The sequence below is a fragment of the Roseovarius spongiae genome, assembly GCF_003651245.1.
Lineage (GTDB): Bacteria > Pseudomonadota > Alphaproteobacteria > Rhodobacterales > Rhodobacteraceae > Roseovarius > Roseovarius spongiae.
The window spans coordinates 12,303-35,058 of sequence record NZ_RAPE01000003.1; the positions used below are offsets into that span (position 1 = coordinate 12,303).

Annotated in this window: 21 protein-coding genes; 9 read left to right on the plus strand and 12 right to left on the minus strand. The window is 69.1% G+C overall.

Annotation, left to right across the window (positions count from 1 at the left end; all coding sequences use genetic code 11):
* Positions 1 to 141: 141 nt before the first annotated feature.
* From xdhA to D6850_RS11345, 9 genes are all read left to right on the plus strand, one after another.
* The gene (gene xdhA / locus D6850_RS11305; protein ID WP_121166986.1) at positions 142 to 1,503 is read left to right on the plus strand and encodes a xanthine dehydrogenase small subunit; all 1,362 of its coding nucleotides are present in this window, start codon (positions 142 to 144) and stop codon (positions 1,501 to 1,503) included.
* Entirely contained in the window at positions 1,500 to 3,953 is a 2,454-nt protein-coding gene (locus D6850_RS11310; RefSeq protein ID WP_121166988.1) for a xanthine dehydrogenase molybdopterin binding subunit, read from the plus strand. The genes xdhA and D6850_RS11310 overlap by 4 nt, the downstream gene beginning before the upstream one ends.
* Positions 3,950 to 4,705 (plus strand): xanthine dehydrogenase accessory protein XdhC, encoded by a 756-nt coding sequence (gene xdhC / locus D6850_RS11315; RefSeq protein WP_121166990.1) that lies wholly within the window; start codon positions 3,950 to 3,952, stop codon positions 4,703 to 4,705. The genes D6850_RS11310 and xdhC overlap by 4 nt, the downstream gene beginning before the upstream one ends.
* Positions 4,702 to 6,219: an ABC transporter ATP-binding protein gene (locus D6850_RS11320; RefSeq protein WP_121166992.1), complete on the plus strand. Its 1,518-nt coding sequence runs from the start codon at positions 4,702 to 4,704 to the stop codon at positions 6,217 to 6,219. Before xdhC ends, D6850_RS11320 begins: the two co-directional genes overlap by 4 nt.
* A gap of 51 nt (positions 6,220 to 6,270) precedes the next feature.
* The gene (locus tag D6850_RS11325) at positions 6,271 to 7,353 is read left to right on the plus strand and encodes an ABC transporter permease (RefSeq protein ID WP_121166994.1); all 1,083 of its coding nucleotides are present in this window, start codon (positions 6,271 to 6,273) and stop codon (positions 7,351 to 7,353) included.
* Complete coding sequence (locus D6850_RS11330) at positions 7,353 to 8,273, plus strand: ABC transporter permease (RefSeq protein ID WP_121167809.1); 921 nt, start codon at positions 7,353 to 7,355, stop codon at positions 8,271 to 8,273. The genes D6850_RS11325 and D6850_RS11330 overlap by 1 nt, the downstream gene beginning before the upstream one ends.
* 34 nt (positions 8,274 to 8,307) lie before the next feature.
* Positions 8,308 to 9,381, plus strand: coding sequence for a BMP family ABC transporter substrate-binding protein (locus D6850_RS11335; RefSeq protein ID WP_121166996.1), 1,074 nt, complete (start codon positions 8,308 to 8,310; stop codon positions 9,379 to 9,381).
* Between the two features lie 68 nt (positions 9,382 to 9,449).
* The gene (locus tag D6850_RS11340; RefSeq protein ID WP_121166998.1) at positions 9,450 to 10,619 is read left to right on the plus strand and encodes an aminotransferase class V-fold PLP-dependent enzyme; all 1,170 of its coding nucleotides are present in this window, start codon (positions 9,450 to 9,452) and stop codon (positions 10,617 to 10,619) included.
* Positions 10,616 to 11,269 (plus strand): DUF938 domain-containing protein, encoded by a 654-nt coding sequence (locus tag D6850_RS11345; protein ID WP_121167000.1) that lies wholly within the window; start codon positions 10,616 to 10,618, stop codon positions 11,267 to 11,269. The genes D6850_RS11340 and D6850_RS11345 overlap by 4 nt, the downstream gene beginning before the upstream one ends.
* A gap of 60 nt (positions 11,270 to 11,329) precedes the next feature.
* Here the strand turns inward: D6850_RS11345 and D6850_RS11350 are convergent, their stop codons facing one another.
* The 12 genes from D6850_RS11350 to D6850_RS11400 all read right to left on the minus strand — a co-directional run bounded on the left by D6850_RS11350 (position 11,330) and on the right by D6850_RS11400 (position 22,653).
* Positions 11,330 to 12,997 carry an amidohydrolase gene (locus D6850_RS11350; protein WP_121167002.1) on the minus strand — a complete coding sequence of 556 codons (1,668 nt, stop codon included), beginning with the start codon at positions 12,995 to 12,997 and terminating at the stop codon, positions 11,330 to 11,332.
* A 65-nt stretch (positions 12,998 to 13,062) separates the two neighbouring features.
* A complete protein-coding gene (locus D6850_RS11355; protein WP_121167004.1) occupies positions 13,063 to 14,139 on the minus strand; it encodes a DUF1513 domain-containing protein in 1,077 nt (358 codons plus the stop codon).
* Between the two features lies 1 nt (position 14,140).
* On the minus strand, positions 14,141 to 15,160 hold the full coding sequence (locus D6850_RS11360; protein ID WP_121167006.1) for an imelysin family protein: 1,020 nt from the start codon (positions 15,158 to 15,160) through the stop codon (positions 14,141 to 14,143).
* Complete coding sequence (locus D6850_RS11365) at positions 15,157 to 16,686, minus strand: di-heme oxidoreductase family protein (protein ID WP_121167008.1); 1,530 nt, start codon at positions 16,684 to 16,686, stop codon at positions 15,157 to 15,159. The genes D6850_RS11360 and D6850_RS11365 overlap by 4 nt, the downstream gene beginning before the upstream one ends.
* Positions 16,658 to 17,143 carry a bacterioferritin gene (gene bfr / locus D6850_RS11370; RefSeq protein ID WP_121167010.1) on the minus strand — a complete coding sequence of 162 codons (486 nt, stop codon included), beginning with the start codon at positions 17,141 to 17,143 and terminating at the stop codon, positions 16,658 to 16,660. Before bfr ends, D6850_RS11365 begins: the two co-directional genes overlap by 29 nt.
* Positions 17,110 to 17,385 (minus strand): (2Fe-2S)-binding protein, encoded by a 276-nt coding sequence (locus tag D6850_RS11375; protein WP_121167012.1) that lies wholly within the window; start codon positions 17,383 to 17,385, stop codon positions 17,110 to 17,112. The genes bfr and D6850_RS11375 overlap by 34 nt, the downstream gene beginning before the upstream one ends.
* Before the next feature lie 36 nt (positions 17,386 to 17,421).
* Positions 17,422 to 18,684, minus strand: coding sequence for an imelysin family protein (locus tag D6850_RS11380; RefSeq protein ID WP_121167014.1), 1,263 nt, complete (start codon positions 18,682 to 18,684; stop codon positions 17,422 to 17,424).
* Between the two features lie 45 nt (positions 18,685 to 18,729).
* Complete coding sequence (gene hemP, locus D6850_RS11385) at positions 18,730 to 18,897, minus strand: hemin uptake protein HemP (RefSeq protein WP_121167016.1); 168 nt, start codon at positions 18,895 to 18,897, stop codon at positions 18,730 to 18,732.
* Positions 18,894 to 19,061 carry a hypothetical protein gene (locus tag D6850_RS19500; RefSeq protein WP_166434055.1) on the minus strand — a complete coding sequence of 56 codons (168 nt, stop codon included), beginning with the start codon at positions 19,059 to 19,061 and terminating at the stop codon, positions 18,894 to 18,896. Before D6850_RS19500 ends, hemP begins: the two co-directional genes overlap by 4 nt.
* 138 nt (positions 19,062 to 19,199) lie before the next feature.
* Positions 19,200 to 20,240, minus strand: a complete 1,041-nt coding sequence (locus D6850_RS11390; RefSeq protein ID WP_121167017.1) for a GGDEF domain-containing protein — start codon at positions 20,238 to 20,240, stop codon at positions 19,200 to 19,202.
* On the minus strand, positions 20,241 to 20,828 hold the full coding sequence (locus D6850_RS11395) for a heme NO-binding domain-containing protein (RefSeq protein WP_121167811.1): 588 nt from the start codon (positions 20,826 to 20,828) through the stop codon (positions 20,241 to 20,243).
* 70 nt (positions 20,829 to 20,898) lie between these two features.
* On the minus strand, positions 20,899 to 22,653 hold the full coding sequence (locus D6850_RS11400; RefSeq protein ID WP_121167019.1) for a DUF4153 domain-containing protein: 1,755 nt from the start codon (positions 22,651 to 22,653) through the stop codon (positions 20,899 to 20,901).
* Positions 22,654 to 22,756: the final 103 nt, after the last annotated feature.

Below are 22,756 nucleotides of genomic sequence, written 5' to 3' on the forward strand. Positions count from 1 at the left end.
TGCATCCCCCGTTTCGCCCGATCCCTCTTGCCAAGACGCGCGGCCCGCGCGTAGCCTTTGCCAAAAGGGAGAGCCTCCCGCCTCTACGCCACATCGGGGCGGGCAACCAACGGGCACGGGTATGGTGGCGGATTGAACCGCATGGAGATTTCGTTCCGTCTGAACGGGGAGGACGTGACGCTGAGCGACGTCGCGCCGGGCGACACGCTGCTGGACTGGCTGCGCGAGAGGCGCGGCCTGACCGGGACCAAGGAGGGCTGCAACGAGGGCGATTGCGGCGCCTGCACCGTGCTCGTCACCGATGCGCAGGGGAGCAGGCCGCTCAACGCCTGCATCCTGCTGCTGGCGCAGCTTCACGGCAAGGCGCTGCGCACGATCGAGGGGATCGCGGGGCCGGAGGGGCAATTGCATCCGGTGCAACAGGTGATGATCGAGCATCACGGCTCGCAATGCGGGTTTTGCACGCCGGGCTTCGTCGTGGCGATGGCGGCGGCGCACATGAATGGCGCGACGGACCATGCCACCGCGCTGGCGGGCAATCTCTGCCGCTGCACCGGCTACGCGCCGATCCTGCGCGCCGCGCGCGCCGCCGAGGCCGAGCCGGCGCCGGAATGGAGCCGTGATGCGCCCCCCGAGGTAGCACAGTCCGACGCCGCCTTGCCCGAGAGCGCGGACGCGCTCGCCGCGCTCCTGACGCAGGCGCCCGACACCACGCTCGTCGCCGGGGCGACCGACGTGGGGCTTTGGGTGACGAAGGCGCTGCGCGACATCGCGCCCGCCGCCTTCCTGCATCGCTGCGCGGACCTGCGGCGGATCGAGGTCGGCGCCGACGCGATCCGCATCGGCGCGATCGTCACCGTCGAGACGATGGGGCGAGCGATAGCGCAGCATCATCCCTCGTTCGCAGAGCTGATCCGCCGGTTCGGGTCGGTGCAGGTGCGCTCGGCCGCGACCATCGGGGGCAACATCGCCAACGGCTCGCCCATCGGGGACGCGCCGCCCGCGTTGATCGCGCTGGGCGCGCGGCTGCATTTGCGGCAGGGCGACGCGCGGCGCGAGATCGCGCTCGAGGATTTCTTCCTCGAATATGGCAGGCAGGATCTGCGGCGCGGCGAATTTGTCGAGGCGGTCAGCATTCCGCGCCAGCCCGACCGGCTGCGTTGTTACAAGCTCTCCAAGCGGCTCGACCAGGATATCTCGGCCGTCTGCGGCTGTTTCTCGATCACCGTGGAGCGGGGTCGCGTCGCCTCCGCACGCATCGCGTTCGGCGGCATGGCCGGCGTGCCGAAACGCGCCGCCCATGTCGAGACCGCGTTGCAGGGCCAAAACTGGACCGCCGAGACCGTAGCGGACGCGCGTGCGGCCTTCGCCGAGGATTTCATGCCGATGAGCGACATGCGCGCCTCTGCCGCCTACCGGCTCGAAGCGGCGCAAAACATGCTCACCCGCTACTTTCACGAGGATGCCGGCGCGCCCGCGTCGGTGCTGGAGGTGCGGCCATGAGCGTGAACCGCCCCCTGCCGCATGACGCGGCGCCGCTGCACGTCACGGGTGCTGCGCGCTATGTCGACGACATCCCCGTACCTGTGGGCGCGCTCCACCTGTGCTTTGGCCTTTGCGACGTGGCGCGCGGCGCGATCACCGCGCTCGACCTCGACGACGTGCGCGCCGCGCCCGGCGTGGTCGCGGTTCTGACGGCGGACGACCTCCCTTTGGGCGCCGATTGCTCGCCCTCAGCCCATGACGAACCGCTTCTGGCGACGGGCGAGGTGCACTACGCCGGCCAGCCGGTGTTCCTGGTGGTGGCGCAGAGCCACCTTGCCGCGCGCCGCGCAGCGCGCCTGGGGCGGATCGAGATCGAGGAGAAGACCGCGCTGCTGAGCATCGACGACGCGCTGGCCGCGAACAGCCGGTTCGAGGACGGACCGCGCATCTACACCAAGGGCGACCCCGCCGCCACCATCGCCGCCGCGCCGCAGCGGTTGCGCGGCCAAGTGGAAATCGGCGCGCAGGAGCATTTCTACCTCGAGGTGCAGGCGGCGCTGGCGCTGCCGCAGGAGGGGGGCGACATGGTCGTCCATTCCTCGACCCAGCACCCCACCGAGGTGCAGCACAAGGTGGCGCACGCGCTGGGCCGCCCGATGCACGGCGTGCGGGTCGAAACCCGGCGCATGGGCGGCGGGTTCGGGGGCAAGGAAAGCCAGGGCAACGCGCCGGCGGTGGCCTGCGCCATCGCCGCGGCGCGCACGGGGCGACCCTGCAAGATGCGGTACGACCGCGACGACGACATGGTGATCACCGGCAAGCGGCACGATTTCCGCATCCTCTATGACGTGGGGTTCGACGGGAATGGGCGCATACATGGTGTGGACTTCACCCATTACACGCGCTGCGGCTGGGCGCAGGACCTGAGCCTGCCGGTCGCCGACCGTGCGATGCTTCATGCCGACAACGCCTACCTGCTGCCCCACGCCCGGATCGAGAGCCACCGGCTGCGCACCAACACCCAGAGCGCCACCGCCTTTCGCGGCTTTGGCGGCCCGCAGGGGGTGCTGGGGATCGAGCGGGTGATCGACCATATCGCGCATGAGCTGGGCCTCGACCCGGTGGAGGTGCGGCGCGTCAACTACTACGCCGAGGCGGGATCGGACGATGCAGGGGCGCTGTCCGCCCCCCACGCCGAACGCCCACAGGATTTCAACGTCTTCCCCGAGGATATTTCAAGCCGGAAGAAGACCCATGAACTCCGCGACGCTGATCCGACCTCGCGCGGGGCGGTGGAGGCGCTTCCCGAGGGTCGGGTGGCGGCGGCGCCGAAGGGCGCGCAGACCACGCCCTATGGGCAGGAGGTCGAGGATTTCATCCTGCACGGGATAACCGACGCGCTTCTGGAGCGCTGCGATTACGCCGCGCGGCGGGCGGCGGTGGCGGAGTGGAACGCGCGCAACCCGGTGCTGAAGAAGGGCATCGCCTTCAGCCCGGTGAAGTTCGGGATTTCCTTCACGCTCACCCATCTCAACCAGGCCGGGGCGTTGGTGCATGTCTACGCGGACGGCTCGGTTCAGATCAACCACGGCGGCACCGAGATGGGACAGGGGCTGTTCCAGAAGGTTGCGCAGGTGGCCGCCGCGCGGTTCGGGCTTGACGCCGGGGCGGTGCGGATCACCGCGACCGACACCGGCAAGGTTCCCAACACCTCGGCCACCGCCGCTTCGTCGGGCAGCGATCTGAACGGCATGGCGGTGAAGGCGGCCTGCGACACGATACGCGGGCGCATCGCGGAGTTCCTCGCGCGCTACCACCAGGCGCGGCCCGACACGGTGCGATTCGCCGATGGCGAGGTGCGCGTGGGCGGGGAGGTCTACAGCTTCGCCGCCGCCGCGCAGCTTGCCTACGAGCATCGGGTGAGCCTTTCGTCGACGGGGTTCTACGCCACGCCGAAACTGGCCTGGGACCGGATCCGGGGCGCGGGGCGGCCATTCTTCTACTTCGCCTACGGCGCGGCGGTCACGGAAGTCGCGCTCGACACGCTGACCGGCGAGAACCGCATCCTGCGCGCAGATATCCTGCATGACGTCGGGCGCAGCCTGAACCCCGCCATCGACATCGGGCAGATCGAAGGCGGCTATGTGCAGGGGGCCGGGTGGCTCACCACCGAAGAGGTCGTCTGGGACGAGGTCGGGCGGCTGCGCACGCATGCGCCCTCGACCTACAAGATCCCGGCCTGTGGCGACGCGCCAGAGGTCTTCAACGTGACGCTCTGGGACGGAGAGAACGCGGCCGATACGATCTACCGCTCCAAGGCGGTGGGCGAGCCGCCGTTGATGCTGGGGATATCGGCGTTCCTCGCGCTGTCGGACGCGGTTGCGGCCTGCGGACCGGTCTATCCCGCGCTCGACGCGCCCGCCACGCCCGAGCGGCTGTTGCGCGCGATCCAGGCGGTGCGCGGATGAGCGCGATCTGGGTCGAGATCGTGGCGACGCGCGGATCGGCGCCGCGCGACGCGGGCACGGCGATGAAGGTCACGCCCCAGGGCTGCGAGGGCACCATCGGCGGCGGCGCGCTCGAATGGGCGGCGATGGCGCGGGCGCGCGAGATGCTGGCCTCGGACGCGCCCGAGGAGACGCGGCGCTTTCCGCTCGGCCCCAATCTCGGGCAGTGCTGCGGGGGCGCGGTGACTCTGCGGTTCACGCGCAGCCCGCGGGCGACCGACGCGGACGGCCCGCCGGCGGCGCGCGTGGCGGCAGAGGTTGCGCTCGTCGGCGGACTCTGGCTCTGGGGGGCGGGACATGTGGGGCGGGCCGTGGTGCGCGCCGTCCCGCCCGGCGCGGGCGCGATCACCTGGGTGGACAGCGCGCCCGAACGGTTTCCGGCGCAGATCCCCGCCCATGTCACCGCCCTGCCCGCCGCCGACATGCCGCGCCTCGCCGCGCGTGCGCCCGCGGACGCGCATCACCTGGTCTTCACCTACAGCCACGAGATCGATCTCGCGCTTTGCGCCGCGTTGCTGCGGCGCGGGTTCGCCTCCTGCGGGCTGATCGGGTCGGCGACGAAATGGGCGCGTTTCTCGCGTCGTCTGCGCGCCGCGGGGCTTGACCCGGCGCCGATCACCTGCCCCATTGGCGACAAATCGCTTGGCAAGACCCCCGCGGCCATCGCACAAGGCGTCGTCGCGGCGCTGCTGCGGGAAAGGAACGACGCATGAGCCCGCCGCTGCTGACGATCGAGGGACTGACCAAGGCCTATCCCGGCGTGGTGGCCAATGACGACGTGTCCTTCGACATCAAGCCCGGCGAGGTGCACGCCCTGCTGGGCGAGAACGGCGCGGGCAAATCGACGCTGGTCAAGATGATCTACGGCCTCGTGCGGCCCGACAGCGGCCGCATGACGCTGCATGGCCGCGCCTACGCCCCCGCAAACCCGAGCGACGCGCGCGCCGGGGGCGTGGCGATGGTGTTCCAGCATTTCTCGCTCTTTGACGCGCTCGACGTGGCCGAGAACGTGGCGCTCGGGATGGAGAACCCGCCGCGGATGCACGACCTCGCCGCACGCATCCGGGAGGTGTCCGAGACATATGGCCTGCCGCTCGATCCTGCGCGCACGCTGGGCGAGCTGTCCGCCGGGGAACGCCAGAGGGTCGAGATCGTGCGCTGTTTGCTGCAGGACCCGCGCCTGCTCATCATGGACGAGCCGACCAGCGTGCTGACCCCGCAGGAGGTCGAGATCCTGTTCGAGACGCTGCGCAAGCTCACCCGCGAGGGGGTGGCGATCCTCTACATCTCGCACAAGCTCGAGGAAATCCGCGCGCTGTGCGACCGGGCCACGATCCTGCGGCTGGGCCGGAACGTGGGCACCTGCATCCCGCGCGACGCCAGCGCGCGCGAGATGGCCGAGATGATGGTCGGCAGCGCCTTCGCCGCGCCCGAGCGCGCGGCCCGCGAGACCGGCGACGCAGCGCTCGAGCTGACTGGGCTGAGCCTGCGTTCGCCCAACGCCTTCGGCGCGTCGCTGAAGGAGATCACGCTTGCGGTGCGCCGCGGAGAGATCCTCGGGATCGGCGGCGTCGCGGGCAACGGGCAGGACGAATTGCTGGCCGCGCTTTCCGGCGAGGTCCGCGTCGCGCCCGGGGCGGTGCGGCTGGCCGGGCGGCCGGTGGGACGCCTCGGCCCCGGCGCGCGCCGACGGCTGGGTCTGCTTACCGCGCCCGAGGAACGGCTGGGTCATGCGGCGGCCCCCGACATGAGCCTGACCGAGAACGCCCTGCTGACCGGGGCCGAGCGCGAGAACCTGATGCGCCACGGTTTCCTGCGCTGGCGCAGGGCCGAGGATTTCGCGCGGCGCATCATCGAGCGGTTCGACGTGCGCACGCCGGGGCCGCAGGTGGCGGCGCGGGCGCTCTCGGGCGGCAACCTTCAGAAGTTCGTCATCGGGCGCGAGGTGTTGCAACGCCCCGAGGTGCTGGTCGTGAACCAGCCGACATGGGGCGTCGACGCGGCCGCGGCGGCGGCGATCCGCCAGGCGCTGCTTGACCTTGCGGGCAGCGGCACGGCGGTGCTCTGCATCAGCCAAGATCTGGATGAACTGATGGAGATATCCGATCGCTTCGGCGCGCTGAACGAAGGAAGGCTGTCCGCGATCCGCCCGGCGAAGGAATTGAACGTCGAGGAGATCGGCCTCATGATGGGCGGCGCGCATGGCATGGAGGTGGCGCATGTCTGAAGCGCTGGGCAATGAGTATTTCAGGAATATTGAAAGCGCAGGGGCGCGCGCATGCTGAGGCTGGACCGGCGCCCGCAACCCTCGAGGCTCTGGACGCTGCTCACGCCGCCGCTGGCGGTGCTGGTGACGATGATCGTCGGCGGCGCGCTTTTCGCCGCGCTGGGCAAGGACCCGGTGGTGGCGATCGAGACGATCTTCTGGGAGCCGCTCTTTGGCGAGTTCGCGTTCTATTACCGCCCGCAGCTTCTGGTGAAGGCCGCGCCGCTGATCCTGATCGCCATCGGGCTCAGCCTCGGGTTTCGCGCAGGCATCTGGAACATCGGCGCAGAGGGGCAATACATCATCGGCGCGCTCTGCGGGGCGGGCGTGGCGCTTGCGGCCTACCCGTCCGAAAGCTGGCTGATCTTTCCGGGGATGGTCCTTGCCGGCGCGCTCGGGGGGTGGGCCTGGGCGATGATCCCGGCGGTGCTGAAGGTGCGCTTCGGGACCAACGAGATTCTGGTGTCCCTGATGCTGGTCTATGTGGCCGAGCAACTGCTCGCCTCGATGGCGCTGGGGCCGATGCGCAACCCGGAGGGCATGGGCTTTCCGGGAAGCCGGAACCTCCAGCAATATGCGCCGGCGCATAACGCCGAGCTGATCGCGGGAACCGGCATGCACTGGGGCGTGGCGGCGGCGCTGATCGCGGTGATCTTCTCCTACGTGCTGCTGAACCGGCATATCCTCGGCTATCACATCCGCCTCACCGGCGAGGCGCCTCGCGCGGCGCGCTTCGCCGGCGTGCGGCCCGGGCGGCTCATCCTGTTCTGCCTCGGCGCGTCGGGGGCGCTCGCGGGGCTTGCGGGCATGTTCGAGGTGGCCGGGCCGGCCGGGCAGGTCACCATCGATTTCAACGTGGGCTACGGCTTTACCGCGATCATCGTGGCGTTTCTCGGGCGGCTGCATCCCGTCGGCATCCTGCTGGCCGGGCTGCTGCTGGCGCTGACCTATATCGGGGGCGAACTGGCGCAGTCGAACATGCAACTGCCCGCCGCGGCGGTGCAGCTTTTCCAGGGGATGCTGCTGTTCTTCCTGCTGGCGGTGGACGTGCTGGTGCATTTCCGCCTGCGGTGGCGGCGGGCGGAGGCGGCGTGATGGACCTGTCCTCGATCAACCCGATCCTGCTGCTGGCCTCTCTCATGGTCGCCGCGACGCCGATCCTGCTGGCTGCGCTGGGCGAACTGGTGTCCGAGCGCGCGGGGGTGCTGAACCTCGGGGTCGAGGGGATGATGATCACCGGGGCGATTTGCGGTTTCGCCATCGCGGTCGAGACCGGATCGCCGGTGGTGGGTTTCGCCGCCGCGGCGGCGGGGGGCGCGCTGCTGTCGCTTCTCTTCGCGCTGCTGACGCAGCTGGCGCTCGCCAACCAGGTGGCCTCGGGGCTCGCGCTCACGCTTTTCGGGCTGGGGCTGAGCGCGCTTCTGGGGCAGTCCTATGTCGGCATCAGGCCACCCGCCACGGCCAAGCTGGACATTCCGCTGCTGGGCGACATCCCGGTGCTGGGGCCGGTGCTCTTCAGCCATGACTGGATGGTTTATTTCGGCCTCGCCCTGACGCTGGCGGTCTGGGCGGCGCTGAAATACAGCCGCGCGGGCCTCATCCTGCGCGCGGTGGGCGAGAACCACGACGCCGCGCATGCGCTGGGCTATAACGTCGTGGGGGTGCGCATCCTCGCCATCCTGTTCGGCGGCGCCTGCGCGGGCCTTGGCGGCGCTTATCTCAGCCTCGTGCGGGTGCCGCAATGGACCGAGGGCATGACCGCGGGCGCGGGCTGGATCGCGCTGGCGCTGGTGGTCTTCGCCTCGTGGAAGGCGGGGCGCGTGCTGCTCGGGGCCTATCTCTTCGGCGGGGTGACGGTGCTGCAGCTCAACCTTCAGGCGGCGGGGGTTGATATTCCCGTCGAATACCTTTCCATGTCACCATACCTGATCACCATCCTGGTGCTGGTCATCCTTTCGGCGGACCGCAGCCGGGCGCCCGGATCACTGGGCCGGATCTTTCACGCCTCGCGGTGAGGCAGAACAGCAAACGACAACAGGGGGAAATTCCATGACATTCACCAGATTGCTTACCGGGGCCGCGCTGGCGCTGGGGATGGCGACCACGGCGATCGCCGAGGACAAGACCAAGGTCGGCTTCATCTATGTCGGTCCCATCGGGGACGGCGGCTACACCTACGAGCACAACCAGGGCCGGCTCGCCGTCGAGGAACATTTCGGCGACAAGGTCGAGACCGTCTACCAGGAAAGCGTGCCGGAAGGCGCCGACGCGGAACGCGCGATCACGCAGATGGCGCTTCAGGGGGCGGATCTGATCTTTACCACCTCCTTCGGGTTCATGGACGCGACCGTGAACACCGCGAAGAAATTTCCAAAGGTGAAGTTCGAACACGCCACCGGCTACAAGCGCGCCGACAACCTGTCGACCTATTCCGCGCGCTTCTACGAGGGGCGCTCGGTGCTGGGCGTCATCGCCGGCCACATGACCAAGACCAACAAGATCGGCTATATCGGTTCCTACCCGATCCCCGAGGTGATCCGCGGCATCAACGCGGCCTACATCGAGGCCAAGAAGGTGAACCCCGACGTGGAGTTCAACATCATCTGGGCCTACACTTGGTTCGACCCCGCCAAGGAGGCCGACGCCGCCACCGCGCTCATCGAGCAGGGCAACGACGTGATCCTGCAGCACACCGATTCGACCGCGCCAAGCGCCGCGGCCAAGGCCAAGGGCGACGTCATCACCTTCGGGCAGGCCTCGGACATGGCCGAATACAAGCCCGAGCCGCGGGTGAGCTCGATCATCGACAACTGGGGCCCCTACTACATCGAGCGCGTGCAGGCGGTGATGGACGGAACCTGGGAGAGCACCGACACATGGGCCGGGATCGACGATGGCATGGTCGTGATCGGAGAGATCACCGGCCCCGTGCCCGACGACGTGAAACAAGAGGCGCTCGCCATGCGAGACGCCATCGCGTCGGGTGAATACCATCCCTTCACCGGCCCGCTCAACAAGCAGGACGGCAGCGAATGGCTGAAGGAAGGCGAGACGGCGGACGACGCCACGCTCCTGGGGATGAATTTCTACGTCGAGGGGATCAAGGGCGACATCCCGCAGTAAGCGCGGGGCCGCAAGGACCGGAGGCCCCGCCCGCGCGGGGCCTTTTCCATTGAAGGAGGAGCGAGCGCATGGATATCGACCTGATCCGCGCCGACACGCCGGGGCTGGCGCATGGGGCGCATCTGCTCGCCGCGGGCTCTGCGCTGATGCCGCGGCCGGTGATCGACGCGGTGGTGGACCACACAAGGCGCGAGGCCGAGATCGGCGGCTACGAAGCCCACGCCGAGGCCGCCGAGGCGCTCGACGCGCTCTACCCCGCCGTGGCGCGCCACATCAACGCGGCGGCGCAGGAGATCGCCATAGTGGAGAACGCGACCGTCGCATGGTGCCACGCTTTCTACGCGCTGCCCATCGAGCGCGGCGCGCGCATCCTCACCTGCGAAGCGGAATACGCCGCCAACTACGTCGCCATGCTCCACCGGGCGGAGCGCGACGGGCTGCGGATCGAGGTGATCCCCTCGGACGCCGCCGGCGCGCTGGACGTCGCCGCGCTCGACGCGGCGATGGGCGATGACGTGGGGCTGATCGCGGTCACCTGGGTCCCGACCAATGGCGGGCTGGTCAATCCCGCCGCCGAGGTCGGGCGCATCGCGCGGGCGCATGGCGCGCCCTACCTGCTCGACGCCTGCCAAGCGGCCGGGCAGATGCGCATCGACGTGAAGGCGTTGGGCTGCGATTTCCTGTCCGCTACCGGGCGCAAGTTCCTGCGCGGGCCGCGCGGGACCGGATTTCTCTACGTGCGCGATGCGTGGCTCGACCGGCTGCACCCGGCGATGATCGACCATTTCGGCGCGCCATGGGTGACGCGCGACGCCTACGAACTGCGCCCTGACGCGCGCCGCTTCGAGACCTGGGAGAATTCCTATGCCCTGCGCGCCGGGTTGAAGGCGGCGATGGACTATGCCGACGCGATTGGCATCGACGCGATCGAGGCGCGTGTGCGCGGGCTGGCGGGTCTCTGCCGCGAGGCGCTGGCGCGGGACGGACGCATCCGGCTGCGCGATCTCGGTGCGCGGCCCTCGGGGATCGTCAGCTTCTCGATCGAGGGGACGGACCCGGCCCGAATCGTGAAGGGCATGCGCGCCGCGGGCTTCACCATCGGCGCGTCCGACCCGGAGAGCACGCGCCTCGACGCCGAACGCCGCGGCCTGCCGACGCTCCTGCGCATGGCGCCGCACTACTACAACACCGAGGACGAGATCGCGCAGGCGGCGGCCCGGCTGCGCGCGCTGATATGACCCAGCGCCGCCTGCCGCCCACCGCGTCGATCGCGCAGGATTCGGGGGATGGCAGGCTTTTCGCGCCCTCGGCTGCGCGCAACGCCGGGGCGATCCTCGCCGTCCTGGCGGACCGGCTGCCGGCGCAGGGCCGCGCGCTCGAACTCGCCGCCGGGACCGGCCAGCACGCGGCGCATTTCGCCGCCGCGCTGCCCGGCTGGCGCTGGCGCCCGAGCGAACCGGACCCCACCCGCCGCGCCAGCATCGACGCCTACGCGCGCGCCGCCGCCCTCGCGAATGTCGCGCCCGCCATCGCGCTTGACGCGACCGCGCCGGGCTGGGGCGCGGCGCATGGCGGGCAGGATCTCGTGCTGCTGGTAAACCTGTTGCACCTGATCTCCGACGCCGAGGCCGCCACCCTGCTCACCGAGGCGCGCGCCGCCCTCGCGCCGGGCGGGCTGCTGGCGATTTACGGCCCGTTCCTGCGCGGCGGCGGCACGACCTCGGAGGGCGACGCGCGGTTCCATGCCAGTCTGCGCGCGAGCGACCCGATGATCGGCTACAAGGATGCCGAGGCGGTCGCCGAGCATTTGCGCGCGCTTGGTCTCGATGTGGAAGATCGGGTGGTAATGCCGGCCAACAATCTTTTCCTGTTCGCCCGCGCTTCCTGACGCGCGCCAATTCTCCTTCCCGAAGAGAATTGCCAAGGCTCTTCGAAGAGCCTTGGCCCCTCAGCCGCCGAAGGTCACCTGCCCGCCGCAGATCGTCACCGCCGGCTTGGCGGCGCCGAGCGCGGAAGGCTCCATCGCCTCGATATCGCGGTCCATCACCACCACGTCGCCCAGTTGCCCGGCGACGAGCTGCCCCATCCGTCCCTCGCGGAAGGACGCCCAGGCCCCCATGCGCGTATAGCTCGCCAGGGTCTCGAGCAGGGATTGCGGCCGCACGTCCCAGGGCGCGCCGGGGACCAGCGGCGCAACCGCGGCCTGGACAGAGCGCATCGGATCCACCGGCACGACCGGCCAATCGGTCGAGAACACCAGCGGCGCGCCGCTGTCGCGGATGCGCTGCCATGCGAAGGCGTAGGGATACTGGTCGTCATGCAGGATCGTGCCCTGCGGGATCAGCGGAAAATGCCCGCCGAGCGGGCAATGAAGCGGCTGCATCGAGGCCACCGCGCCCAGTTCAGCGATGCGCGGGATGTCCTCGGGCGCGATCACCTCGATATGTTCGATCCGATGGCGGCTGTCGCGCGCGCCGTTGGCTGCGCGCGCGGCCGCGTAGCCATCGAGCGTGCGGCGCGTCGCCAGATCGCCGATGGAATGCACGCAGATCTGCAACCCCATCGCGTCGATCCTGCGGCACGCCTCGTTGAAATGCTCGGGCTCGAACACCGCGTCGCCGGTGCGCTCGGGCGCGTTTGGATAGCCGCGCAGCATCAGCGCGGTCCGGGCGTCGATCACCCCGTCCATGAACATCTTGACCGCGCCGGACCAGACCCAGTCGCCGGTGTAATGGCGCGCCATCTCGCCCGCCTCCTCCAGCCGGTCGAGCGGGTCGAAATTCTTCAGATGGAACGGCACCTGCATCCGGCAGGCCAGTTCGCCCGCCGTGTCCAGCTCGTTCAGGAGGTCGAGCTGGTAGAAATTCCCGTCCATGTTGTGCATGGTCGTCACACCCCTGGACGCGGCGTGTTTCAGCCCGCGAGCGATCAGCGCGCGGTCGGCGGCGCGTTCGGCCATCGTCGCGGGCGGGTCGGGATCGGCGCCGGTGACATAGCCCAGCATGTCGCGCCCGCCCGTGCGGCTGAGCCTGAGCACCGGCCCGAACGCCCCCGTCTCAAGCAGAAGACCCGTCGCCATCCCGTCCTCGCCCATGACGATGGTGCTGCCCTCGGGCACCTCCGCCCCGTGCAGCAGCCCCGCCCGGTCGAGCGCCATCGTATTGGCCCAGAGCGTGTGGATGTCCGGCGCCAGCAGCGCCACGGGTCTGTCGGAGAGGATCGCGTCGAGGTCGTGGCGCGTGGGTTCTTTCCCGTCCAGGACGCCATAGTCCGTGCCCATCCCGAGGATCAGCGGCTCGTCCGGGTTGGCGTCGGCATAGGCGCGGATGGTGCGGGTCAGCGCGTCGCGCCCCGCGACCCCCTCCATCGCCATGAAGTCGAGCGCGGCCGCCCCCTGAAAGAGGTGAACGTGGCTGTCGATGAAGCCGGGCAGCACTGTCGCGCCGCTCGCGTCGATCACCCGCGCGCCCTGCCTGGCCAGCGCGCGGATTTCCTCCGTGCCGCCCACGGCGAGGATCACGCCCCCCGCCAGCGCCACCGCTTCGGCGCGGGGCGCGTGGTCTTCCATCGTCAGCACCCTGCCGTTCAGGATGACCAGGTCGGCCTGTTGCGCCATCGTCGTTCCTCCCTTGCCTGCTCGTCATCTCCAGATTGCGCGAGCGCGCGCGCCGCCGCAATCCCTCAGAGCGCGACGAGGTGGTTGTCCCAGCGCAGCCCCTCGGCCGCGCGTTCGGCCCCGTCGTCCAGCCGCCGCAAGAGCCCGGTCCCCGAAGACACCACAAGCGCCCCGCCCGATGCCGCGACTCCGCTCACGTCGCGCAGGGGCAGCGCGCCGGACAGGCGGCGCGCGCGCGCGTCATAGACCTGCACCACGCCGCCGCGCGGAGAGGTCGCCACCACCTGCGCGCCATCGGGAGAGAACGCGATGCTGCCAACGTAGTCCCGCATCGCGCGCAGCGCATCGGCAGGCGGTTCGGCCATCTCGATCGCCTGCCCGCGCGTGTGAAAGCCGACCAGCGGCGCCTGCGCGGCCGCGCCCTGCCATTGCGCACCGAAGGCCACGCGGCCATCGCCCGCAACCGCGAGGTGGCGGATCGAGTTCTTGTGGTGTTCGGGCGCGGGCTCGATCGTCTCGATCACCTGGCCGTCCTCGATGTAGCTGAGGTTGGGGCGCATGAACGGGATGTTGAGCTTGGCGCGCCCGCTCGCCGGGTGGGTCTCGATCCCGCCATTGGCGACGACGAGCGTTTCGCGCCCGGGAAGACGGCGGATGTCATGCGGACCGACGCCGCCGCTGTCGAATTCATCCGCGCGCGCGAAACCGCCCTCGGCGTCCCAGACGCCGATCTGTCCGCGCCCCGCGTCGTAAACGTTCTCGGTCGTGTAGAGCCAGCGGCCGTCGCTCGAGAACGCGCCATGTCCGTAGAAATGCCGTCCCTCCGGCGCGCTGAGCCGCGCCACCTCGCGCCCCGCCGCGCAGTCGATCACCAGCGCGAAGGCTCCGGGCCGGCGGGCGAAGGCGACAGCCAGCGGACGGTCGGGATGCGTGGCCGCCGCGTGACCCCGGCCCGGCAGCGGGATGCGGAACGCGATGTCGAGCGCGGACCCGATGCCGCAGAGCGCATAGCCGCCCGCCGCATCGGCGGCGGCCCCGAGAAAGGCCGGCGCGCCCGCGTCCGCCCATGTCGCGCGCGGCGCAAGCCCCGTGGCCAGCATCCCGGCAAGGAATCCGCGCCGCCCGGGTGTCCATCCGGTCATGTCAGTCTCCGTCCAACGCGTTGAAGCCCGCGCTCACGCCCAGATCGGGGCCGAGATCCTTGCGCACCATCTCGCGGATGTCGATCACCATCTGCTGAAGCGCCTCGATGCGGATGCGGCTTTCGGGATCGGACACGCCTGCGAAGATCGGATCGTCGAGATCGGCCAACCGCCCCGCCGCCCGCGCGACCGCCGCGTCAAGCTCCATGTGCAAGGCGGGCGCATCCGCCGCCAGCCGCCCGGCGAGGTCGCCAAGGGTCGCAAGCGACAGCATCACGTGCCGCGCCGAGCGCCCCGAGCGCCAGGCCTCGGCCCGCTTGGGCCGGGGGTGATCGAACGTGCCGAGCGGACGGCCCAACCGCAGGTCGATGGTGAATTCCAGCCCCGTGGTCAGCGTCTGGAACAACGCCTTCAGCGCCTCGCCGGTGTCGCGGTAGGCGCCATCCGGCGCGGGGTGCGTCATCGTCTCGGCGTAACCTTCGCGCCAGCCGCGCAGGATCGCGGCGGAGAGATTTGCGATATCGCCGCTTACCGTGCGGACCAGCGCGCAGCGATAGCCGGACGCGCCCAAGCTGCTGATCCGCTCGTCATAAAGCAGGAATTCCAGCGCGTAGAAGCCGCGCGCCGCGATCGAGACATCGGCGTAATCCTCGGGCGAAAACGCGATCGGGTCTTCTTCCTCGATCAAACCCGCCAGCACCCGCGGCGTCACGCCCCGGCTGTCGGGCCAGAAGGCGAGCGCGAAGGCGCGGTCATCGACCTCCGTCGGGCCGAGGCGCAGATGGCTGGCGGCAACCCAGGCGTCGAACGCATCGCCATAGGCTGCGCGCAGCACCGGCGAGTCCGCCTTGCAATCCGCCTGCGCCGTCTGCGCGAGGTTCTGCGCCTGCGCCGCGAGCGTCTCGAACCGGGGCAGCACGTGGTTCTGCACCACGTCGTCGACGATCTCCTGCCTGTCCTCCTGCGCGGCCGCAGGCAGCGGGGCGAGCGCGATCAGCGCGGCGAGAAGGAGATGTTTCATAGGCTCTCCAGAAAGGCGATCAGCGCGGCGCGGTCCCCGGGCGGCATGTCGATCACCGCATCGCGGGCGCGCTTGGCTTCGCCGCCATGCCACAGGATCGCCTCGAGCAGCGAGCGCGCGCGCCCGTCATGCAGGAAAAAGGTATGTCCGCTGACCTGTTTCGTCAAACCGATCCCCCAGAGCGGCGCGGTGCGCCATTCGCGCCCTGTCGCGCGCGCCTCGGGGCGGTGATCGGCCAACCCCTCGCCCATGTCGTGCAAGAGCATGTCGGTATAGGGCCAGATCAATTGAAAGCTCTGCTCGGGCTGGTCCCTCAGCCGGTGAGTGACGAAGCTGGGATTATGGCAGGCGGCGCAGCCGGTCTGGTGAAACACCTGCTTGCCGCGCAGCACCTGCGGCGCTCCCGTTTCGCGCCGCGCCGGCACGCCGAGGTTGCGGCTGTAGAAGGTCACGAGGTCGAGCCCTTCCTGATCGATCTCGTAGACGCGCGCGTCGCCGTCGCCATGCGGCGCGTGCTGGCAGGCGTCCTGGATGGTCGTGCATTCCCCGAACGGGTCAGCGAAGAGCGGGTTGGAAATGCCGATATCGCCGGCGAAGGCGCCCGCCGCCTGCTCGTGCACCGTGGACACGCCAGCCTTGAGACCGAACCGGCCGAGCATGACCTGATCGAACTCCGCCGACCAGACGAGGTTCGCGCGCCCCGATACGCCGTCGCCGTCGGCGTCGTCCGGATCGGCGAGCGCGAGGATATCCGTCGCCGGGATCGCCTCGAGCAGACCGAGGCCGATCATCTGCGGCGCGACGCGCGGACTCAGCATCGCCTGCGGGTGCAGCGGGCCGTAGCCGAGATCGGCGGCGCGGTAGGTCGGCGCGCGCAAGTGCGCGACTTCGCCACCCGAAAGCGCGATCTCCTCTTCCGCGTAGGTTACATCGAGCCGGTATTCCGCCGGGATGCCGGGCAGCGCATAATCCTGCAACTGCGTGCCGTAGATCGGGTCGGGCGCGGTGCCGAGGTAATCCTCGATCCCTTCTACGCCTGCCGCCTCGTCCGGGATCGAGATGCGGAGGAACATCGACACCGCGTCGTCATCCGGCCCCTCAGGCGGGTGGCCGCGCCCGTCCTTCAGGTGGCACCGCTGGCACGAGCGCGCGTTGTAAAGCGGCCCGAGCCCGTCCGACGCCAGCGTCGAGGACGGGGAAGACACCCAGACCTTGCGGAAAAGCCCGTTGCCCATCTTGAACTTCAGCTCGTCCTCGAACGAGACGTTTCCCGAGGGCAGCGAGAACGCATCGGCATCCTTGCGCGCGCGCACCGTCGCGGCGCCGGCTGACATGTCCTCGAACGGCTGGGGGGCGTCGAAACTCCGGGGTGGGGCGGTGACATTTGCGATGCGCGCCGCCTCGGCCTTGGTGCGCGGCACGATCTGAAGATGCGGCTCGTCCAGCGGGCCGGCGAGCGCGGCAGAGGCGATCCCCCCTGCCGCGGCGAGGATGAGGCTACTCCGCCTCGTCCATCTTGGAGGCATTGAGCTGGGCATATTTCTCTTCGCCAAGTTTCTCCACCAGGTCGAGCTGCGTTTCGAGGAAATCGATATGTCCCTCCTCATCGGCCATCAACTCCTCGAAGAGGTTCTTGCTCACGAAGTCGCCGACGCTTTCGCAATGCTTGCGCGCCTCGGCATAAAGTTCGCGCGCCTCGTGCTCGGCGGCGAGATCGCAGTCGAGCGTCTCCTTCGGAGTCTCGCCAATGCGCAGCGGGTCGAGCTTTTGCAGGTTCGGATGCCCCCCGAGGAAAAGGATGCGCGCGATCAGCTTGTCGGCATGGTGCATCTCCTCGATGCTTTCCTCGCGGCTCTTGGCGGCCATGTGGCCAAGGCCCCAATCCTCTTGCAGACGGTAGTGCAGCCAATACTGGCTTACCGCCGTCAGTTCGCTGCGAAGTGCGCTGTTCAGATATTCGATGACTTTGCCGTCGCCCTGCATGTCGAGGTCTCCTGTTCTGGTCCGGGCCCGAGGCCGCGAAGTGTCATGGGAACCTCCATGTTATCGTTTCGACGCATGGTTGCCAGAAAAAGCGGCATACAGCCACCGCATTCCGCCGACTTCCCGAGCGCGCGATACACCTTGTTCGGCGTGATCAACGCCTTGTCATCGGCGGCGCGCATCCAGTCGATCGCCGCATCGATTTCGCGGTCGGTTATACCCGTGCAGTGGCAGACGATCATGGCGCACCCTTCGAATGCGTGGACATTGACGCGGCCTTACTGAAAGACGGCGCCGGGGTTATCGAGGCTGTCGGAACCCTCGAAGGCGATCCGGTCGCCGCCGAGCGTGCTCACCACGCGCTCGATCGTGCGGGTTTGATCGATCAGCGCGTCAACCCCGCCCATGATGAGAGCCTCTCCGCCGGCGTCGCCGCGCGCGAGCATCTGGTCATAGGCGAAACCGGCCTCGGCCGCAGTCTTGATCCGGGCCAGCGCGAACATCGTGTGCGCCAGCTTCGCGCGCATCTCGTCGTCGAGCGCCGGGTCCGTCTCGGCCACGAGGTCCGACAGCGACGGGCCGGAAATGAGCGTGCCGTCGCGGCGCACGTATTCGCCGAGATAGGTATTCTGCACGCCCAGCCCGTCGTAATAGTGGCTGTTATGGGTGTTGTCGGAAAAGCAGTCATGCTCTTCCTCGGGGTCGTTGAGCATCAGGCCAAGGCGCATCCGCTCGCCCGCCTGTTCGCCATAGGAAAGCGAGCCCATGCCGGTCAGCATCATGGCGATTCCGGCGTCCGGGTTTTCCGTCACCGCGGCGCGGGCGGCGCCTCCCTCGGCCCATTGCGCGGCCATCCATTCGAGATCCGACACCAGCAGATCGGCAGCCGCCGCGAGGTATTCGCCGCGGCGGTCGCAATTGTCATGCGTGCAGGCGTCTCCCTTGGCGTAATCGGTCCAGGGCCTCTCACCCGCGCCGGACTGCGTGCCGCTGAGGTCCTGGCCCCAGAGCAGGAATTCGATCGCGTGATAGCCGGTGGCGACGTTGGCCTCGATCCCGTCGGCCTCGTGCAGCGTGTCCGAAAGCAGTTCGGGCGTGATCTCGCTCGCGTCGATCTCCTGTCCCGACAGGGTGAAATGCGGGTTCGCCACGACGTTGAGCGCGGCGAGGTCGTTCTCGACGCTGGCGCCGCCATAGGCGGCGTCGACATAGTCGATCAGCCCCTCGTCGAGCGGCCAGGCGTTCACCTTGCCTTCCCAGTCGTCGACGATCGGGTTGCCGAAGCGGTAAACCTCGGTCTGCTGATAGGGCACGCGCGCCTCGATCCATGCGGCGCGCGCGTGCTGCAACGCCTCGGCCGAGGGCGATGCGATCAGCGCGTCCACCTTGTCGGCCAGGTTGCGCGCGGCGATCAGGCTGTCCTCGTACTTGGCGGCGGCGATATCGGCGTAGGAATCGACGACCTCCGCCCGCTCAACCGCCATCAGCGGGGTGGCGGACAGGGCGGCGAGCGCGGTGGTGAGCAGGAAATTGCGTGTCATTCGGTCATGTCCTTCGCTGGTGTCCGGTATGCGGTCGCGCGGCCCTCATTTCGTCAGGATCAGCTTGCCCGCGCGGGTGATCCGCAGGGTATAGACCTGATCCTCAAGCACGATCCGCGCGCGATCCGCACCCGACAGGAGGTCGCGCGCGTCGAATGTCGGCGCATCGTCCGCCGGGGCCGATGTCGTCGGCGGACGGGAATGAACGCTCATGCGTCGCGCTCGTTCAGTGCGGCGGTGCGGTCGATGATCCATTCGGCGTCGCGGCAATCGCTGACGAGCGCGGCCTGCAGGACCTCGGTCCTGTCAAGCCGGGCGAATGCCGGGGCGTCCGGTCTGAGGGCCGGTCTGTCCGGGGTCTGCCATGTCTGGTGCATCTGAAAGTCCTCATGTCTGCATCCGTCGGGCTTCCCCGAATCCCGGTTCGGGGTGGCTGGACCACGGCGCAAAACTGAGTCATTCTCTCGGATATGTCAATCCGATTGTTTTAGTCGGATATACGCGACGCCGCCATTTCACCCCTGCCGGCGGGCCGCCCCGTCCGCAGAAGCGGGCGGCGCTTGCGGGGCGAAGGGCACATGCCTGCCCCGCCCCGCGGCCTTGGCCGCGTAGAGGGCCGCATCCGCATCCTCGAGCATGCGTGCAAGCGTCGGGCGGGCGTAATCACAGCTCAGGACCGAGCCGGCGCTGGCCGAGATGCGGCACAATTCCTCACCGTAGCGAATCGGCTGTTCCAGCCGCGCGATCAGCCGGGTCGCGATATCATGCATCCGCCCCGGATCGGTCAGCCGGGCGAAGACGAGCACGAATTCGTCGCCCCCGACGCGGGCGATCATATCCTCGGCGCGGGTTTCCTCGATCATGATCGCGGCCACCTCGCGCAGTACATGGTCGCCCGCCGCGTGGCCCATCGTGTCGTTGACCGCCTTGAAAAAATCGAGATCGAGCTGCATCAGCGCGAAATCCTGCTTCCTCTCGAGCAGCCGTTCCAGCAGGTAATCGGCGGCGCGTCGGTTCCTGAGCCCGGTCAGCGCGTCGGTATAGGCCTTTTCCTCGGCGGCGATCATCGCGCCCTGGAGCCGCAGGTTCAGCGTGCGGGACGCCTCCATCGCGGCGGTCTTGGCCTCGACGAGGTAGAGCATCTCGATCGCGAGGTCAGTGGCCGCGAAATCGGTGCTGGTCAGCGCGAAATCGCGCACCGCGTCGACGACCGAGATGCCGAACGACAGGTTGACGATCGCCCCGCCCGCCGGCTGGATCGGCCCGTCCTCGGGCAGCGGCGCGAGAACGCCCTTGAGGTCGCAGCGCGGCCCGCCACGCAGGATCAGGTGCAGCTTTTGCCCGCCACGGGCGCGCAATGCCTTCATGGAACTGTCGCAGCGGGGGCGCTTCATCTCGAACAGTTCAGTGAACCGCGCCCAGGGCGCGATGCCACCGGGGCACAGCTTGTGCAGCGTCGGCCCGGCATGCACGATATGACCGGTCGCGTCGATCAGCGCATGCATCGGACACAACGTATCTAGCACCGCGGCCAGCGGGTGCGCGGCATTCGGCATCTATCCCGCCCTCGCGCCCAGATCGAACTCCCGCCCGCTGGCGTGCGCCATGCTGAGCAGGCGGATCCCGATGAGCTCCACGCCGCCACGCGCTCCCTTGTGGTCGAGCAGGACCAGCGCGCCGTAATCATCCGCCATCGCCCGCAGCAGCCCGACCGCGACATGTCCGAACCCGGCGCGCCGGAACCGGCAGGTCAGGGTAAAGCTGTCATTGGCGTGTTCGCGCAGTTCCAGCTGCGGCAACTCGAGGTCGGAGACCGCGAGACGGGCGCGCGCCTGGAGGTCGTCCAGCGAATGCAGAAAGTCGCCGAACGTGGCGCCGCCGAAGCGCAGCAATCGGCGAAGCGCCTCCACGTTCGGGTGAGACACCAGATAGGTGCCGATATCCTCGAGGATTTCGGCGGTCGGACGTTCGAGAACCTCCTGCGCGGCCGCGAGCAGGTCGAAGGTGACCGCCTCTTCATAGGTCAGCATCGCCTCGAACTCGGATTGTTCGACCCCGGCGCGACCAATGATGCGCCGCCAGCTGTCGCGTCCGTAGGTGTCGCGAACGAACCGCTCGATGGCGCGGTTGATGAGCCCGTGCATGGCGTCCTCCGCATCAGATACGCGCACCATGCCAGCCGAGGCTTAATTTTCCCTCAATATCCGCTGGCCGTCAGTCCTGCGGCACGAGGCGCAAGCCCCCCACTTCCAGCGCATTGCGCGTGTAGGGCGTGATCGCGAAACGGCCCTCGCGCAGATCCGTGATCGTCGACGGCGCCACCTTCGGCAGCCCGCCTTCGCCCGCCGCGGTGACGCTCCCGCGCGCGGCGAGAACGCCGTCGCGCAATTCGAAGGCCATGACTCGCATGCGGTCCGGCGCCACCTCGAAAAAGCCGATCGCCTGCCGGTTCGCGCGCAGCGGATCGAAATCCGCGACGAACAGCACGCAGGCCGGATAGCCCCCCGGAACCCGGCGCTGACATGCCTCATGGATCAGGCCGCGGTCATTCATCCTCAGGCGCCCGAACGCGCCCGGCGGCAGCGTCGTTCCCGCGGGGAGGACCGGCACCACCTGGTCGAGCGGCGCGAAATCGCCCTTCGCCTTGCGGTGATCGTAATCCCATCTCGTCTCCGCGCGCCGCGCCGCCGCGACCGCCTCGCGCACCGCGTCACTGTCTTCGCGTTCGGCAAGGGCCAGCACCCGCTCCAGCCCGCGCTTCCCGGCGCGGCCCCAGTCTTGCGCCATCTCGTAAAGCGCCAGTTGCCGCAAAGGCGCGCCCGCTTCGGCGCGGGCGACCTGGCTTGCGGCCGACAGGCGCTCGGCGTTGAGCGCCGGGGTGAGCCAGAGCGCGGCGACCGCGATCGTAGCCAGCGCCATCCAGCGGTTCATCGCGCGCACCCGCCCGGTCCAGTCGTCGCGCAACGGGATCGACGCCGCATAGGCAAGCGCATAGACCGCGACGATCAGCGCCCCGACCAGCGCCGCGACCCGGTCCGGCGTCAGCCCGTATTGCGCAATCCGCAGCCAAACCGCGTAGACCGACAGCACCGCGGGCACGCTGACCAGCAGCGTCAGCGCCTTCGTCGCGCCGAGCATCAGCCAGCCCTCGACCGCCCGCGCGTCCTCGCGGTGAACGCCGGTGGTCACCAGCGTGATCGCCGCCAGGCTGACCGCGGCCAACGTCGCTGCCGCCGACAACCCGCCGAACAGCCCCGAAAGCCCGCGCACCGGCAGCGCGAGGATGAAGATCGCCAGCACCACGAACACGACCGGTATGAGCACGCGCAGCAACTGGATGATGAGGAAGGGCGAAACGTAGTCGTCGAGTTCCAGAACGATGGCGAGCCCGACGCCGAAGGCCAGTCCGCTCAGCAGGTAGGGCACGACATCGACCGAAAGCAGCCAGTCGATCGCCCCGATCCCGACCAACTGCAACAGCGCGTCCGAAAGCGTGACGACCCCCCAGACAACCCCGACGAACAGCACCGCCGCCGCGTAGCGCACGACTATCTCCCAGGCGGTGTCGAACAGGAGGGCGTAGCGCCGCCAGCCGCCCCGCTCGATCAGCCCGGCGGCGATGAACGGCGTCGCGATCATCAGGATGCAGGCGAAGGCCAAGACGTGGTGAGGAATCTCGAGAAACCGCTCTGTCGCGTCAAACCGCAGGCTTGCCCAGAGCAGCAGCAGCGTGGCGCAAAGGCTCAGCAAGGCCGAGGCCGCCGCGGCCTGCATCAGCCGCACAGGCCCCGCAAGCGCAAGCAGGACGCCGAAGAACGCCACGCCGCCGGCCACGAGGAACAGCGCCAGCCGCGCGTTGGCGACCACCTCCGGGATCACCTCGAACAGCGCCCAGAGCGCAAGCCCCGCGATCGCGCCGATCAGGGCCAGGCTGCCGCGCAGCCCCATGGCGTCGCCCCGTTCATTCATCCTGGCTCTCCTCGTGGCCGTTTCGCGCAGTTTACGGCATGGGTTGAGCGGTTGAAACCGGCGCGTTCGCGTGGGGCGGATCGCGGCGACGGGTCCGGGGCTT

What these genes read in the sequence shown, in the direction of transcription:
- xdhA (WP_121166986.1), top strand. Translation starts at nt 142, where the DNA reads ATGGAGATTTCGTTCCGTCTGAACGGGGAGGACGTGACGCTGAGCGAC.
- D6850_RS11310 (WP_121166988.1), top strand. Translation starts at nt 1,500, where the DNA reads ATGAGCGTGAACCGCCCCCTGCCGCATGACGCGGCGCCGCTGCACGTC.
- xdhC (WP_121166990.1), top strand. Translation starts at nt 3,950, where the DNA reads ATGAGCGCGATCTGGGTCGAGATCGTGGCGACGCGCGGATCGGCGCCG.
- D6850_RS11320 (WP_121166992.1), top strand. Translation starts at nt 4,702, where the DNA reads ATGAGCCCGCCGCTGCTGACGATCGAGGGACTGACCAAGGCCTATCCC.
- D6850_RS11325 (WP_121166994.1), top strand. Translation starts at nt 6,271, where the DNA reads ATGCTGAGGCTGGACCGGCGCCCGCAACCCTCGAGGCTCTGGACGCTG.
- D6850_RS11330 (WP_121167809.1), top strand. Translation starts at nt 7,353, where the DNA reads ATGGACCTGTCCTCGATCAACCCGATCCTGCTGCTGGCCTCTCTCATG.
- D6850_RS11335 (WP_121166996.1), top strand. Translation starts at nt 8,308, where the DNA reads ATGACATTCACCAGATTGCTTACCGGGGCCGCGCTGGCGCTGGGGATG.
- D6850_RS11340 (WP_121166998.1), top strand. Translation starts at nt 9,450, where the DNA reads ATGGATATCGACCTGATCCGCGCCGACACGCCGGGGCTGGCGCATGGG.
- D6850_RS11345 (WP_121167000.1), top strand. Translation starts at nt 10,616, where the DNA reads ATGACCCAGCGCCGCCTGCCGCCCACCGCGTCGATCGCGCAGGATTCG.
- D6850_RS11350 (WP_121167002.1), bottom strand. Translation starts at nt 12,997, where the DNA reads ATGGCGCAACAGGCCGACCTGGTCATCCTGAACGGCAGGGTGCTGACG.
- D6850_RS11355 (WP_121167004.1), bottom strand. Translation starts at nt 14,139, where the DNA reads ATGACCGGATGGACACCCGGGCGGCGCGGATTCCTTGCCGGGATGCTG.
- D6850_RS11360 (WP_121167006.1), bottom strand. Translation starts at nt 15,160, where the DNA reads ATGAAACATCTCCTTCTCGCCGCGCTGATCGCGCTCGCCCCGCTGCCT.
- D6850_RS11365 (WP_121167008.1), bottom strand. Translation starts at nt 16,686, where the DNA reads ATGCCTCCAAGATGGACGAGGCGGAGTAGCCTCATCCTCGCCGCGGCA.
- bfr (WP_121167010.1), bottom strand. Translation starts at nt 17,143, where the DNA reads ATGCAGGGCGACGGCAAAGTCATCGAATATCTGAACAGCGCACTTCGC.
- D6850_RS11375 (WP_121167012.1), bottom strand. Translation starts at nt 17,385, where the DNA reads ATGATCGTCTGCCACTGCACGGGTATAACCGACCGCGAAATCGATGCG.
- D6850_RS11380 (WP_121167014.1), bottom strand. Translation starts at nt 18,684, where the DNA reads ATGACACGCAATTTCCTGCTCACCACCGCGCTCGCCGCCCTGTCCGCC.
- hemP (WP_121167016.1), bottom strand. Translation starts at nt 18,897, where the DNA reads ATGAGCGTTCATTCCCGTCCGCCGACGACATCGGCCCCGGCGGACGAT.
- D6850_RS19500 (WP_166434055.1), bottom strand. Translation starts at nt 19,061, where the DNA reads ATGCACCAGACATGGCAGACCCCGGACAGACCGGCCCTCAGACCGGAC.
- D6850_RS11390 (WP_121167017.1), bottom strand. Translation starts at nt 20,240, where the DNA reads ATGCCGAATGCCGCGCACCCGCTGGCCGCGGTGCTAGATACGTTGTGT.
- D6850_RS11395 (WP_121167811.1), bottom strand. Translation starts at nt 20,828, where the DNA reads ATGCACGGGCTCATCAACCGCGCCATCGAGCGGTTCGTTCGCGACACC.
- D6850_RS11400 (WP_121167019.1), bottom strand. Translation starts at nt 22,653, where the DNA reads ATGAATGAACGGGGCGACGCCATGGGGCTGCGCGGCAGCCTGGCCCTG.